Origin of the sequence: Micromonospora sp. NBC_00389 (genome assembly GCF_036059255.1) — a bacterium.
In the GTDB taxonomy this organism is placed as follows: Bacteria; Actinomycetota; Actinomycetes; order Mycobacteriales; family Micromonosporaceae; genus Micromonospora.
This window is the reverse complement of the sequence record NZ_CP107947.1, coordinates 5709375-5721860: the sequence shown is the minus strand read 5'-3', so window position 1 is coordinate 5721860 and position 12486 is coordinate 5709375. Positions and strand designations below refer to the sequence as shown.

The following is a 12486-nucleotide window of genomic DNA, read 5'->3' as shown; positions in this document are numbered from 1 at the left end:
AGGCTGCGCCGCATGGAGTCCACCGGCCCGCAGTCACCCGCCGGGCTACGCACCACCCCCAGCTGGCTGCTCAACCAGACCGCCAGCCATGCCGCCCGCCTGATCGGCGAGGGCTTCGCCGCGCACGGCCTACGCGGCTATCACTATCGACTGCTCGCCGCACTGGCCGAGGGCGGCCCGGCCAGCCAGGCGGACCTCGGCCGGCGCTGCGGCATCGACCGCAGCGACGTCGTGGCGGCCATCAACGACCTGGCCGGTCGGGGGCTCGTGGTGCGCGCCCCCGACCCGGCCGACCGTCGCCGCAACGTCATCAGCCTCACTGACGCCGGCAGCGACGAGGCCGACCGGATGGGGGAGACCGTGGAACGGGTCCAGCGCGATCTGCTCGCCCCGCTGTCCACCGACGAACGCGACCAACTGACCCGGCTGCTCACCCGGCTGCTCGACCACCACACCCGCCACTGACCCCGCATCAGGGGCCGGAACGGTCAGTGGACCGACGCGCTCAGCGGGCCTCGCGCAGCTCCGCCAGCCGTGCCTCAATCTCGGCCAGCTCCGCGCGCAGCTTCTCCGCCTGCTGCTCCGCCTCCGCCCGCTCGGTGCCGAGGATCTGCTCCACCGCCTCCTGCACGCCCGGCACGTCGACCAGCGCCACCATCTTCAACGCCTCCGCCGGCTTCACCACGTACGGCTTGGCGAGGGCCTTGCTGCCCTGCTGCGCCGCGACCGTCCACTCACCGTCGGCGTACGCCAGCGTCACCGTCAGGCCCGCCGGGCCCTTCGGCTTCACGGCCTTGACCGCCCGCCGTGCCGGCGCCTTCTCCACCTGTTCCACCTGCTCCACCTTTGGCTCCTCCCGCCGTGGCGTCGGCACCCGCGGCGTATCCAACACGAACTCGGGCGCCGCCACCGCGGGCGGCTCCTCCGCCGGTGGCTCCGGCTTCGGCTCCACCACCCGACGACCGGCGCCCTTGGGTGCCATCGCCACATCCGCGGGGGAGAACGGCAACTCGTCGCGACCGAAGCGCACCACCACGAACTCGTCGGACACCTCGGGATCGGTCAGCTCCACCACCTGACCCCCCTGACCGGCGATCTGCCCCGCGGATGCGGTGAACACCACCCGCGGCTTACGCCCGGCCGCCAACGCCTCCCGCAGGCTCTGCACCTCGTCAGTGGACAAACCCTGGCCGGCATCCATCAGAACCCTCTTCCGTACACCTGTTTGATTGCTGTCTTGATATCAGCCGGCTGCGACACCCGCCGCACGGGGCTCCGTCCGCTCAGCCGCCCAGCGCCCGCAGCGCCCGGTCCGCGTGGTCGTTCATGCTGACCTCGCTGTGGATCACCTCGATCACCCGCCGGTCCGCGCCGATCACGAACGTCATCCGCTTCGTGCTCAATGCCCCCAACGGCAGCCGCCGCCGCACCCCGAGCTGCTGCGCGACCGCCCCGTCCGGATCCGACAACAGCGGATAGTCGAAGCCGTGTCGCGCGGAGAACTCCGCCTGCTTCTCCACGGTGTCCCGGCTGATGCCCACCCGGGTCGCGCCCACCGCCGCGAACTCCGCCGCCAGATCCCGGAAGTGGCAGCTCTCCGCCGTGCAACCCCGGCTCAAGGCCGCCGGATAGAAGAACAGCACCACCGGCCCCGCCGCCAGGAACTCCGACAGCCGCCGTGGCGTGCCCGTCTCGTCCGGCAGCTCGAAGTCCTCCACCACGTCGCCGACACTCACATCCGCCACCGCGCACCTCCGTTGTCAGACCGGACAGGCGGTGAGCGTAAGCGATCACGCCCAGAGCGTCGCCACCTCGTCCGCCACCACGGCGGCCTGCGCCCGCCCCGCCCGCGCCGCTCCGGCCCGCCGCGCCGGATCCAGCACGTTGCGGCCGATCGCCTTGCGCGCCCCCGCGTCCGGCGTCACCACCGCGACCCGCGAGCCGGCCGCCCGCAGACCGGCCACCTGCGCCGACAGCCGTGGCATCGGCCCGAACGCCCCCGACGTCGGCGCGATCACCAGCACCCGCCCGGCGCCCGCCGCCAGGTCCGCGTTCACCGCGGAGCGCATCCCGCCGTCGACGTAGCGGCGCGCGCCGATCGTCACCGGCGGCCACACCCCGGGCACCGCGCAACTGGCCCCCACCGCGTCCACCAGGGACACCCCGCTGTCGCCGTCGAACACCACGAACTCACCCGAGGACGCGTCCACCGCGGTCACCAGCAGCCGCCGCGCCGGCCACTCCCGGGCCGGCAGGCGAGCCTCGATGACCGCTCGCCGCGACGCCTCCGAGGGGGTACGGGCCGCCACCGCCATCGCCCCGATCCGCGCCCGTGACCGCACCGCGTCGCGGGTCCGACCACCGGCCCACACCATCCGCGCCAGCGTCACAAACCCCAGCCGTGCCGCCCGCTCGCCGGACGGTGGCGCCAACTGCGCCTCGTACAGCTGCTCCAGCGGCATGCCCGAGCACACCTGCGCGCCGACCACCGAGCCCGCCGACGTGCCCACCACCAGATCCGCCTCGGACACCACGACGCCCCGGTCGGCCAGCCCCGCCAGCAGGCCCAGCTCCCAGGCCACGCCGGTCACCCCGCCACCACCGAGCACCAACGCCCGCTCCATGTGACTCTCCTCTCGACGACCGAGCCGCGCCGGTCACGGTAGCGTCGGCGCGACCCCTACGCGGCCCCAGGAAACAGCGGGAGGCACCATGACACCCGTCACCGTCATCACCGGCGGCGGCCGCGGCATCGGCGCGGCCACCGCCCGCCGCCTCGCGGCGGCCGGGCACCACGTCGCTCTGTGCTACCGGCGCGACCACGCCGCCGCCAGCGCCGTCCTGGCCGACCTGCACGCCACCGGCCGGCAGGCCATCGCGGTGTGCGCCGACACCACCGACCCCGCCCAGGTCGACGACCTGTTCGCCGCCGCCGCGCAGCTCGGCCCGCTCACCGGTCTGGTCAACAACGCCGGCGTCACCAGCCCCATCGGGCCCTTCACCGAGCTGCGCGTCGACGACCTGCGCCGGGTCGTCGACGTCAACCTCGTCGGCTACGTCCTCTGCGCCCAGCAGGCCGCCCGCCGGATGACCGACGGCGGCGCCATCGTCAACGTGTCCTCGGCCGCCGCCACCCTCGGGAGCCCCGGAGAGTACGTGCACTACGCCGCGGTCAAGGCCGCCACCGACACCCTGACCGTCGGCCTGGCCAAGGAGCTCGCCCCGCGGGGCATCCGGGTCAACGCCGTCGCGCCCGGCATCGTGCGCACCGACATCCACGCCGACTCCGGCGTACCCGACCGCGCCGACACCGCTGCTGGCCGCATCCCGCTCGGCCGCGCCGGGGAACCCGACGAGATCGCGGCCGCCATCGCCTGGCTGCTCGGCCCGGACGCGTCGTACGCCACCGGCACCGTGCTGCGCGTCTCCGGCGGTCTCTGAACCGACCTGGGGTGGGTGCCGCGTCAGCGCGGCACCCACCCGGGGGTCAGTGGGTGAACAGCTTCGCTGCCGTGATCACCGTCTGCGCCACTCCGTAGCCGAGCAGCGCCGCCACCACCAACCAGGAGATCCACAACCGGGCCTGCTGCCCGTGCCGGCCGTCGTCGCTCATCGCGTGCCACTCCTCTCCGCCGCCACCGACGCCGTACCCTCGTCCGCGTCCCCACCGGTGGGCGGCTCGTGGAACCGCTGCGGCACCGGCCGGATCAGCAGGTTCGCCACGAAGCCCACCGCCAGCACACCCACCATCGTGAAAAGCGCCGGCCGGTACGCCGCCGCCGTCAACGTGCCCGGCTCGCCCTCGGCGTCGAGGAACCCGTTGACGATCAGCGGGCCGGCTATCCCCGCCGCCGACCAGGCGGTCAGCAGCCGGCCGTGGATCGCGCCCACCTGGAACGTGCCGAACAGGTCCCGCAGGTACGCCGGCACCGTGGCGAACCCGCCGCCGTAGAACGACAGGATCACGCACGCCAGCAGGACGAACAGAGCCGTGGCCGTCTGCCCGACCAGGGCCAGCAGCGCGTACAGCACCATGCCCACACCCAGGTACACCAGGTAGATCGGCTTACGCCCGATGACGTCCGAGGTGGACGACCACACGAATCGTCCGGCCATGTTGAACAGCGACAGCAGCCCCACGAACCCGCCGGCCGCAGCCACCGTCACCGCCGAGGTGCCGTTGTCCCGGAAGAAGTCCTGGATCATCGGGCTGGCCTGTTCCAGGATCCCGATGCCCGCCGTCACGTTGCAGAACAGCACCACCCACAGCAGCCAGAACGACCGGGTCTTCACCGCGTTCGCCGCCGACACGTTCGCCGTGGTGACCAGCGGCTTCGCCGCCACCGTCGCCGGGTCGAACCCGGCGGGACGCCAGTCCGGCGCGGGCACCCGCACGTTCGCCACCCCGAACATCATGATCACGAAGTAGCCCAGGCCGAGCGTCACGAACAGCCACACCAGTGCGCTGCCCGACGCCGTCGATCCTGCGTTGGCCGGGTCGTAGCCCGGGTCGTAGAACGACAGCAACTGCCGGGACAGGGGAGAGGCCACCATCGCCCCACCGCCGAACCCCATGATCGCCAGCCCGGTGGCCAGGCCCGGCCGGTCCGGGAACCACTTGATCAACGTGGAGACGGGGGAGATGTACCCGATCCCCAGACCGATGCCGCCGAGCAGTCCGTACCCCAGGTACAGCAGCCACAGTTGCTTCGTGGCGATGCCCAGCGAGCCCACCAGGAAGCCCGTCGCCCAGAAGCAGGCGGAGACGAACATCGCCTTACGCGGCCCGTTCGCCTCCACCCAGGTCCCGGCGATCGCGGCGGACAACCCCAGCATCACGATCGCGATGCTGAAGATCACCCCGATGGCGGTCTGACTGGCATCGAAGTGGGCGATCAGCGAGTTCTTGTACACGCTGGTCGCGTAGACCTGGCCGATGCAGAGGTGGATGGCCAACGCCGCAGGGGGGATGAGCCATCGGCTGTAACCGGGCGGCGCGACGGTGTGCCGACGATCGAGCGCGGAAAGCATGAGCTGCTTCCTCTCCGAAGCGGGCGAGAAACGTCCTCACCACTTGCCCACACATCGCGGAGCTGGCAAACCTCACGATCGCCGGACGGTCGGTCCGGTGAGCTGAGCGGTCCAGCCGCCCCGCGCGGCGCTACCCCGCGCTGCATCCGCCATTCGGCTGGCCCGGGACGACGATCGGCCAGATCCATGTGCGACGGTCCGTTGACGGCGGCTAGGAAGAACGGATGGCCAACGAGGTGACCGTTCCGCTGCTGCCCTGCGCGTCCATCGACGACATCGTCGCGTTCTACGAGGTGCTCGGTTTCCGAACCACGCATCGGCAACGCAAGCCCAACCCGTACGTGGCCCTGCGGCGTGAGGACCTGCATCTGCACTTTTTCGAGATGCCAGGGTTCGATCCGGAGCAGTCCTACGGTTCGTGCCTGGTGCTGACGTCGGACACGGGTGAGCTGTACCAGGCGTTCGCGGCGGGCATGCGGGCCGCCTACGGCAAGGTGCTGATCTCCGGAACCCCGCGAATGACCCGGCCCCGGGCACGGAAGAACCACGACGGGTTGAGCGGGTTCAGCGTCATCGACCCGGGAGGCAACTGGATCCGCGTCGTTCAGAACGCGGCTGTCAGCCCCACACCGTCGCCCGTGCCGGTTGGACGGCTCGCCAAAGCCTTGGCGAACGCTGTCGTGCAGGGGGATTCCAGGGGTGACTTCCAGCAGGCCGCCCGGATCCTCGACAGTGCGTTGGCGCGTGTCGAGACCAGCGACGACCCGGTCGCGCTGGTGGAGGCCCTCGCCTATCGCGCCGAAGTGGCGATGGTGCTGAACGAGCCGGCGACGGCGGCGACAATGCTGGCCCGCGTCGACCGGGTTGCGCTGAGCACGGAGGAAACCGAGCGGGCCACGGGGGCACTCCAGAGCTCGGCCGACATCGCGGCAGCACTGGCCTAGCGCCTCAGGCGGCGGGTGGCGGTCGCCCAAGGCCGCCGCCAACCGCTCTCGGCGCGCCGAGAGCGGCTGACCAGCCGTCAGCCTGCCGGCGTGGGACCGGCGAGGTGGGCCATGATCTTGCCGAGCTGGTCGGCATAGGTGTCGAGGAATTCCTGCGAGTCGGCGGGCAGTCCGGTCACCCGGCGGACGACCTGGGGCAGCACGGTCGGTGCGAGCGTCGCCGCGAACAGCATGAGCAGCACGTAGGCCGGGTCCAGGCCGGCCGCGAGCTCGCCGGCTTCCTGGCGGCGGCGTACGTCGTCGACCATCGCCGTGAAGTAGGCCTGTGCTTCCTGCTCGCCCTCGGGGTCGGGTGTGGCTCCGGTGTCGGCGAGCCCCTCCCACGCGAGCAGCCGTGCCCAGGATCGCTGGGTGGCCCCGAGCCGGACGAAGCCGGTGACCACGTCGGCCATCGTCACGTCGGGCTGCGCGGCGCCGCTGGTCGTCTGCCATCGGCGCTGCAGCGCCTGGAACAGGCCTTCCTTGCCGTCGAAGTAGTAGGAGATCAGCTGCTGGTTGACCCCGGCGCGGGCGGCGATCGCACTTGTCCGGGCGCCCGCGAAGCCGTGCTCGCCGAACTCGACCAGCGCCGCTTCGAGGATGCGCTCGCGGGTGCGCTCGGCGTCGCGTTTGCGCTCGTCGCCGCTGGGCGACCGGCGGGGTCCGCTCATGGCGATCATCATAACACAATTAGGCATATGCCTGATGCAATCAATCATTCAGTTGACACGCACATGCATGTGGATGACACTCGTGGCATGAACACCATCGATGTCATGATCATCGGCGGCGGGATCGGCGGCCTGTGCCTGGCCCAGGGCCTGCGCCAGGCCGGCGTCGCCGTCACGGTCCACGAACGCACCCACGTCCGCACCGACTGGCTGCAGGGCTACCGGATCCACGTCAACCCGCACGGCAGCCGCGCTCTGCACGCCGCCCTGCCGCCCGCAACCTGGCAGGCCTTCCTCGACACCGTCTCGGTCGGCGACGGCGGCTTCGGGTTCACCACCGAGCACCTCGACGATCTGCTGCGGTTGCCCGCCGACGAGATCGGATCGGGCGACGGCCCGCAGGACCAGCACTACGGCGTCAGCCGGATCAGCCTGCGCGAGGTACTGCTGTCCGGAATGGACGACGTCCTGCGGCTGGGCAGCGAGTTCACCCACTACGAGATCACCGGCGACGGTCGGGTCACCGCACACTTCGCTGACGGCAGCACAGCCACCGCTGACGTGCTCATCGGCGCCGACGGGGCCAATTCACGCGTACGCGGCCAGCTGATCCCGCACGCGCGGCGCGTCGACACCGGCGTCATCGCGATCGCCGGCAAACACCGCCTGGACGGGGCCACCCTGCCCCGCGTCCTCACGCACGAGACCAACCTCGTGATCCCGAAGGATCGCGGTTCCCTGTTCACCGCCGTGTGGCGCCCGGACCGGAACCTGCTCGCGCAGCGGGATCAGATTCCCGCCGAGTTCCTGCTCGACAACACGACCCCGTTCGTGCTGTGGGGTTTCAACGACGCGGCGGCCGCCTTCCCGGTAGACGTCGAGAAGCTCAGCGGCGCCGACCTCCGCACGGTGGTGCTGAACCGCGTGGCCGGCTGGGCACCCGCCCTGGGTGACCTCGTCGGCGGCTCCGACCCGCAGACGATCAACGCGATTCGCCTCCGCAGCGCCACCCCGGTCGACCCGTGGCCGACCGGGGCCGTGACGCTGCTCGGCGACGCGATCCACAACATGACACCGCTGGCCGGCGTGGGCGCCAACACCGCCCTGCGCGACGCCGACCTGCTACGCCGCAAGCTCACCGCGGTCGCCGCAGGCCAGGACGCGCTCGTCCCCGCGCTGCAGGACTACGAGCAGCAGATGCTCGACTACGGCTTCGCCGCCGTCCGGCAGTCGCTGCGCAACGCCAAGCAGACGGCGTCACCCAGCCGCCTCGGCCGGACCGCCTTCCGGACGGTGCTGCGCACGGTCAACGCGATTCCGCCGGTACGCCGCCGGTTCGCCGCACAACTCGGCCAGTGAGTCCCGACCCGAGCGGCGTGACAAGCGGTTACGCGACGAGCAGGAGCACGCTGATCGCCAGCATCACCACGGCGGTGGCCCCGTGGATGCCGTAAACGGCCGCCTTGTGCCCGTTGCTGCGCAGCACGATCAGCGCGTCGCCGACGGGGATGACGGTGGCGGCCAGCATGAACCAACCCAACAGGTGGGGTGTCGCTCCAGCCAGCAGGATGAAGATGAAGAGCCCCGAGGCAATGTCGCGCACGGCCTTGACGGTCAGCCAGGCCTGGAAGTTCCGGTCCTCGGTCGGTGTGCCGGGGATGCCAAAGCCGGCGGCGGCCTGCGGTGCCCAGAAGGCGCGCGCGCCGATGAAGATGATGCCCGCGCCGATCAGTCCGGCGAGCACGCTGGCGACGTTGGTGAGCATGGGTTGGGTCCCCTCCCGACGGCAGTGCCGCAGCGATTCCTAGCGGCACTAGTAGTGGTAGCGACGATAACCCTAGCCTCGACAGCATGTCTAGTGCTGCTAGGATGTTGTCATGTCCGCCATCAACGAGCGCCGTGAGCGTGAACGCGCCCAGCGCCATGAGCTGATCGTCACGGCCGCGCGCGAACTCGCGGAAGCCGAAGGCTGGGAGGCGGTGACGACGCGCCGGCTGGCTGAACGCGTCGAGTACAGCCAGCCGGTGCTGTACAGCCACTTCAACGGCAAGGACGCCATCGTGAGCGCCGTCGCCATCGACGGCTTCAGCGAACTCGCCGCCCACCTGCGCCGCGCGCGGCAGGCGGCCCCCGAGCCGGGGCAGGCCCTGCGCGCCGTCTGCCGCGCCTACCTGGAGTTCGCGACCGAACGACCTGCCCTGTACCAGGCCATGTTCGTCCTGCCCACCGACTTGAAGTTCGCGAGCGCCGAGACACTGCCCCCGCTACGGGCCGCTTTCGACGAGTTCGTCAGCTGCTTCCGCCCGGACAACGAGCGACGCGAACTATTCGCCGAAGTCATCTGGAGCGCGTTGCACGGCATGGCTGTCCTGTCCGACAGCGGCCGCATCCCCCCGGCCGGCCAGGAAGAACGGCTCGATTTCCTCGTCACTCAGATCGCCGACACCCCGAACGGGGGCAATTGAAAGGCCAGGGATCTGAGCCGAGGCGTTAGCTGGCCGCGTCCGCGCACCATGCCCGGCACGGTCACCGCAGGTGTGGGGCGTGCCAGCCGCCGGCGAGCGCGTCGGCGTCCACCGGACCCCACGTGCCCTTGTCGTACGTCTGCACCTCCGCCGGCAGATCCAGGATCGGTCCGACGACGCGCCACTCCTGCCGGATCGTCTCCTCGCGGGCGAACCGCAGGTGCTGCCCGTCCATCGCGTCGTCGAGCAGGCGCTCGTACGCCTCCTGCCGGTGCCCGAGTGCCGCGCCGAAGTCCACGGACAGGTCCACCGGACGGCTGGCCACCTCGGCGCCCGGACTCTTCGCCTGGATCGACATGGTGATGCCGTCGCCGCGGCCGAGCCGGAACCGCAGTAGGTTCGCGGGTGCCACGGCGCCACCCTCGGCCGGGATGAGGGACCGCTGCGGCTGCTTGAACTCGACCACGACCTCGGTCGCCGTCCCGGGCAGGGACTTGCCGGCCCGCAGGTAGAAGGGCACTCCCGCCCAGCGGGGGGAGGTGACCGTCAACCGGGTGGCGACGAACGTCTCCGTGTTCGAGTCCGGCCGTACGCCCGGCTCGTCCCGGTAGCCGGCGTACTGACCCCGCACGGTGGACTCCGGCGACAGCGGCTCAATCTGCCGCAGCACCGCGACCTCCGCCTCGCGGAACGCGTCGGTGTCGTCGGCGACCGGCGCTTCCATCGCGATCAGCGCGACGACCTGCAGGATGTGGTTCTGCAGCACGTCGCGGGTGGCGCCCACGGTGTCGTAGAAGCCCGCGCGGCCCTGGGTGCCAAAGCCCTCGGCGAGGGTGACCTGAATGTTGTCGATGTGCTCGCTGTTCCACAGCGGCTCGAACAGCCGGTTGGCGAACCGGAAGGCGTAGAGGCCCTCGACGGCTTCCTTGCCGAGGTAGTGGTCGATGCGGAACACGCGCTCCGGGTCGAAGGCCGCGCGCAGCGTGCGGTCCAGCTCGTGGGAGGACTCCAGGTCGCGCCCGAACGGCTTCTCCACGATGACCCGGCCGCGGTCGGCCAGACCGACCGCCGCGAGGCCCTCGACGACAGAGCCGAACACCGCCGGGGGGATCGCCAGGTAGAAGATCGGACGTTCGGCGCCCTGCAGGCGCGCGGCCAGCCGCTGGTACGTGCTGGGGTCGGCGTAGTCGCCGGAGATCATCGAGAGGTTGCGCGCCAGCGCGTCGAAGGTCTCGTCGTCGACCTCGTCGTTGGCCTCGGCGACCGACTTACGGGCGGTGGTGACGAGCTGCTGGTCATCCCAGGGGGAGCGGGCCACGCCGATCACGGGGACGTCGAGGCGGTCGCGCCTGGTCAATTCGTACAGCGCCGGAAACAGCTTCTTCGAGACGAGGTCTCCCGTGACGCCGAACAGCACTACCGCGTCTGAGCGCACGTGCATGGTTCTTCCATCCGATTGAGTGAACCTGATCTTCCAACCGGAGAACCTCCCGGCCCACGCTCGAATTCCCCCCGAGCAACCCGCGTGAGGACGGCGACAGGGCCCCGGTGGGCGCGGCCGTCCAGGCGAGCACAATAAGGAAGGTTTACAGTTCCGGCGTACCCCGGGTAGCGTGCGAATCGGATCGATCACCACCGATCGCCACGAAGGCCTGGAGGTATCCGTGCGTCGCCGACACACCATGACGCGGCTGCTGGTCATAGCCGCACTCGGACTGCCGTTCATCCTTCCGGGAGCCCCGGCCGTCGCCGCCCCGACCACCCCACCCCGGCAGCTGACCGACGTGGTCCCCGCACCCGTGGAGACCCGCCCCGACACCCGCGGCACCTTCCGGATCAGCCCGCTGACCGTCATCCGTACCGCACCCGGCTCGCTCGCCGCCTGGCAGGCAGGACGGCAACTCGCCGAAACCCTGCGCCCCGCCACCGGCTACCCGCTGCCCGTGCTGCCCGTACGTTCGACTCCGCTGCCCGAGATCGCCCTGGTCGTCGGGGGAGCGGACGCACGGATCGGTCCGGAGGGCTACCAACTCGACGTGACCCGCCGCGGAGTGACGATCCGGGCCAACACCGCGGCCGGGCTGTTCGCCGGCACGCAGACGCTGCGTCAACTGCTACCCGCCCAGATCGAAGCACCCGACCGGCAGCGGGTCACCTGGACGGTGCCCGGCGGACGGATCGTGGACTACCCCCGCTTCGCGTACCGCGGCGCGATGCTCGACGTGGCCCGGCACTTCCACACCGTCGACGAGATCACCGCGTACGTGGACCTGCTCAGCCAGTACAAAATCAACTACCTGCACCTGCACCTGACCGACGACCAGGGCTGGCGGATCCAGATCGACTCCTGGCCCCGGCTCACCACGGTCGGCGGCGGGCCGGGCACCGGAGTCGACGGCGTCGGCCCCGGGTTCCTCACCAAGGCCGACTACAAGGCCGTGGTCGCGTACGCCGCCGCCCGCCACATCACGATCGTTCCCGAGATCGACATGCCCGGGCACACCAACGCCGCCCAGTCGACCTACCCCGAACTCAACTGCGACGGCGTCGCACCGGCCCCGCGTACCGACACGGCGGTCGGCTACAGCTCGCTGTGCATCAACGACGACCTGACCTACCGCTTTGTCGAAGACGTCATCCGCGAGCTCGCCGAGATCACGCCCGGCCCGTTCCTGCACATCGGCGGCGACGAGGCGCACGCGACCACCGACGAGGACTACCGCACCTTCATGAACCGGGTCCTCCCACTGGTCGCCAAGTACGGCAAGCGCGCCTCCGGGTGGAACGAAGTCGCGCAGGCCGACCCTCCGACCGACGTCGTCGCGCAGTTCTGGGGCACCGGCACCACCAACGCCGACCTGGCCGAGGCCGCCGCCCGGGGCAACAAGGTGGTCATGTCGCCGGCGAGCAAGTCCTACCTGGACATGAAGTACGACGCCAACACCCGCCTCGGGCTGCGCTGGGCCGGCTACATCGAGGTGTCCGACGCGTACGGCTGGGATCCGGCCACCCGGGTCACCGGCGTCGGCGAGGACGCGATCCTCGGCGTCGAGGCGCCGCTGTGGTCCGAGACGCTGCGCACCCTGGACGACATCGAGTACATGGCCTTCCCACGCCTGCCCGCGATCGCCGAACTCGGCTGGTCCACGGCGGCCAGCCACAACTGGGAGTCGTTCCGGACGCGACTGGGGGAGCAGGCACCCCGCTGGCGACTGCAGGAGGTCGACTTCTACCCGTCCCCCCAGGTGCCCTGGCTCTGACCGGATGAGCGTGCGGGGGTCCGGCCCGGACCCCCGCGCACGCCCACCCACATCCGGGCCAGCGCCGATGGGCGAC

At 70.9% G+C, this 12486-nt stretch carries 14 protein-coding genes; 6 read left to right on the top strand and 8 right to left on the bottom strand.

Going from position 1 to position 12486, the window contains the following annotated elements; translation table 11 throughout:
* The first annotated feature begins 12 nt into the window (after positions 1–12).
* Positions 13–465 carry a MarR family winged helix-turn-helix transcriptional regulator gene (locus OG470_RS27005; RefSeq protein ID WP_328416638.1) on the top strand — a complete coding sequence of 151 codons (453 nt, stop codon included), beginning with the start codon at positions 13–15 and terminating at the stop codon, positions 463–465.
* Positions 466–505: 40 nt separating this feature from the next.
* On the opposite strand, the gene OG470_RS27000 is transcribed toward OG470_RS27005, so the two are convergent.
* The 3 genes from OG470_RS27000 to OG470_RS26990 all read right to left on the bottom strand — a co-directional run bounded on the left by OG470_RS27000 (position 506) and on the right by OG470_RS26990 (position 2624).
* A complete protein-coding gene (locus tag OG470_RS27000) occupies positions 506–1201 on the bottom strand; it encodes a hypothetical protein (protein WP_328416637.1) in 696 nt (231 codons plus the stop codon).
* An 82-nt stretch (positions 1202–1283) separates the two neighbouring features.
* Positions 1284–1745 (bottom strand): peroxiredoxin, encoded by a 462-nt coding sequence (locus OG470_RS26995; protein WP_328416635.1) that lies wholly within the window; start codon positions 1743–1745, stop codon positions 1284–1286.
* 45 nt (positions 1746–1790) lie between these two features.
* Positions 1791–2624 carry a patatin-like phospholipase family protein gene (locus tag OG470_RS26990; RefSeq protein WP_328416634.1) on the bottom strand — a complete coding sequence of 278 codons (834 nt, stop codon included), beginning with the start codon at positions 2622–2624 and terminating at the stop codon, positions 1791–1793.
* An 88-nt stretch (positions 2625–2712) separates the two neighbouring features.
* On the opposite strand from OG470_RS26990, the gene OG470_RS26985 reads away from it, so the two are divergent.
* Positions 2713–3441: an SDR family oxidoreductase gene (locus OG470_RS26985; protein ID WP_328416633.1), complete on the top strand. Its 729-nt coding sequence runs from the start codon at positions 2713–2715 to the stop codon at positions 3439–3441.
* 46 nt (positions 3442–3487) lie between these two features.
* On the opposite strand, the gene OG470_RS26980 is transcribed toward OG470_RS26985, so the two are convergent.
* Positions 3488–3613 carry an MFS transporter small subunit gene (locus OG470_RS26980; RefSeq protein ID WP_328416631.1) on the bottom strand — a complete coding sequence of 42 codons (126 nt, stop codon included), beginning with the start codon at positions 3611–3613 and terminating at the stop codon, positions 3488–3490.
* Complete coding sequence (locus tag OG470_RS26975; RefSeq protein WP_328416629.1) at positions 3610–5031, bottom strand: OFA family MFS transporter; 1422 nt, start codon at positions 5029–5031, stop codon at positions 3610–3612. Before OG470_RS26975 ends, OG470_RS26980 begins: the two co-directional genes overlap by 4 nt.
* A 224-nt stretch (positions 5032–5255) precedes the next feature.
* Between OG470_RS26975 and OG470_RS26970 the strand changes: the two genes are divergently transcribed.
* On the top strand, positions 5256–5975 hold the full coding sequence (locus OG470_RS26970; protein WP_328416627.1) for a VOC family protein: 720 nt from the start codon (positions 5256–5258) through the stop codon (positions 5973–5975).
* A gap of 77 nt (positions 5976–6052) precedes the next feature.
* Here the strand turns inward: OG470_RS26970 and OG470_RS26965 are convergent, their stop codons facing one another.
* The gene (locus OG470_RS26965) at positions 6053–6685 is read right to left on the bottom strand and encodes a TetR/AcrR family transcriptional regulator (RefSeq protein WP_328416625.1); all 633 of its coding nucleotides are present in this window, start codon (positions 6683–6685) and stop codon (positions 6053–6055) included.
* Positions 6686–6772: 87 nt separating this feature from the next.
* Between OG470_RS26965 and OG470_RS26960 the strand changes: the two genes are divergently transcribed.
* Entirely contained in the window at positions 6773–8044 is a 1272-nt protein-coding gene (locus OG470_RS26960; protein ID WP_328416623.1) for an FAD-dependent oxidoreductase, read from the top strand.
* Between the two features lie 28 nt (positions 8045–8072).
* Here OG470_RS26960 and OG470_RS26955 read toward each other — a convergent pair whose 3' ends face one another.
* Complete coding sequence (locus OG470_RS26955) at positions 8073–8450, bottom strand: DUF4267 domain-containing protein (RefSeq protein ID WP_328416621.1); 378 nt, start codon at positions 8448–8450, stop codon at positions 8073–8075.
* A gap of 112 nt (positions 8451–8562) precedes the next feature.
* On the opposite strand from OG470_RS26955, the gene OG470_RS26950 reads away from it, so the two are divergent.
* Positions 8563–9150: a TetR/AcrR family transcriptional regulator gene (locus OG470_RS26950; RefSeq protein WP_328416619.1), complete on the top strand. Its 588-nt coding sequence runs from the start codon at positions 8563–8565 to the stop codon at positions 9148–9150.
* A gap of 61 nt (positions 9151–9211) precedes the next feature.
* On the opposite strand, the gene zwf is transcribed toward OG470_RS26950, so the two are convergent.
* Positions 9212–10591: a glucose-6-phosphate dehydrogenase gene (gene zwf / locus OG470_RS26945; RefSeq protein ID WP_328416617.1), complete on the bottom strand. Its 1380-nt coding sequence runs from the start codon at positions 10589–10591 to the stop codon at positions 9212–9214.
* A 223-nt stretch (positions 10592–10814) separates the two neighbouring features.
* Between zwf and OG470_RS26940 the strand changes: the two genes are divergently transcribed.
* Positions 10815–12410, top strand: coding sequence for a beta-N-acetylhexosaminidase (locus OG470_RS26940; RefSeq protein ID WP_328416615.1), 1596 nt, complete (start codon positions 10815–10817; stop codon positions 12408–12410).
* The last annotated feature ends 76 nt before the right edge of the window (positions 12411–12486 follow it).

Coding starts and splice junctions, on each gene's coding strand:
- OG470_RS26970 (WP_328416627.1), top strand. CDS start 5,256: ATGGCCAACGAGGTGACCGTTCCGCTGCTGCCCTGCGCGTCCATCGAC.
- OG470_RS26955 (WP_328416621.1), bottom strand. CDS start 8,450: ATGCTCACCAACGTCGCCAGCGTGCTCGCCGGACTGATCGGCGCGGGC.
- OG470_RS26960 (WP_328416623.1), top strand. CDS start 6,773: ATGAACACCATCGATGTCATGATCATCGGCGGCGGGATCGGCGGCCTG.
- OG470_RS26990 (WP_328416634.1), bottom strand. CDS start 2,624: ATGGAGCGGGCGTTGGTGCTCGGTGGTGGCGGGGTGACCGGCGTGGCC.
- OG470_RS26985 (WP_328416633.1), top strand. CDS start 2,713: ATGACACCCGTCACCGTCATCACCGGCGGCGGCCGCGGCATCGGCGCG.
- OG470_RS26965 (WP_328416625.1), bottom strand. CDS start 6,685: ATGAGCGGACCCCGCCGGTCGCCCAGCGGCGACGAGCGCAAACGCGAC.
- OG470_RS26975 (WP_328416629.1), bottom strand. CDS start 5,031: ATGCTTTCCGCGCTCGATCGTCGGCACACCGTCGCGCCGCCCGGTTAC.
- OG470_RS26980 (WP_328416631.1), bottom strand. CDS start 3,613: ATGAGCGACGACGGCCGGCACGGGCAGCAGGCCCGGTTGTGGATCTCC.
- OG470_RS27005 (WP_328416638.1), top strand. CDS start 13: ATGGAGTCCACCGGCCCGCAGTCACCCGCCGGGCTACGCACCACCCCC.
- zwf (WP_328416617.1), bottom strand. CDS start 10,591: ATGCACGTGCGCTCAGACGCGGTAGTGCTGTTCGGCGTCACGGGAGAC.
- OG470_RS27000 (WP_328416637.1), bottom strand. CDS start 1,201: ATGGATGCCGGCCAGGGTTTGTCCACTGACGAGGTGCAGAGCCTGCGG.
- OG470_RS26950 (WP_328416619.1), top strand. CDS start 8,563: ATGTCCGCCATCAACGAGCGCCGTGAGCGTGAACGCGCCCAGCGCCAT.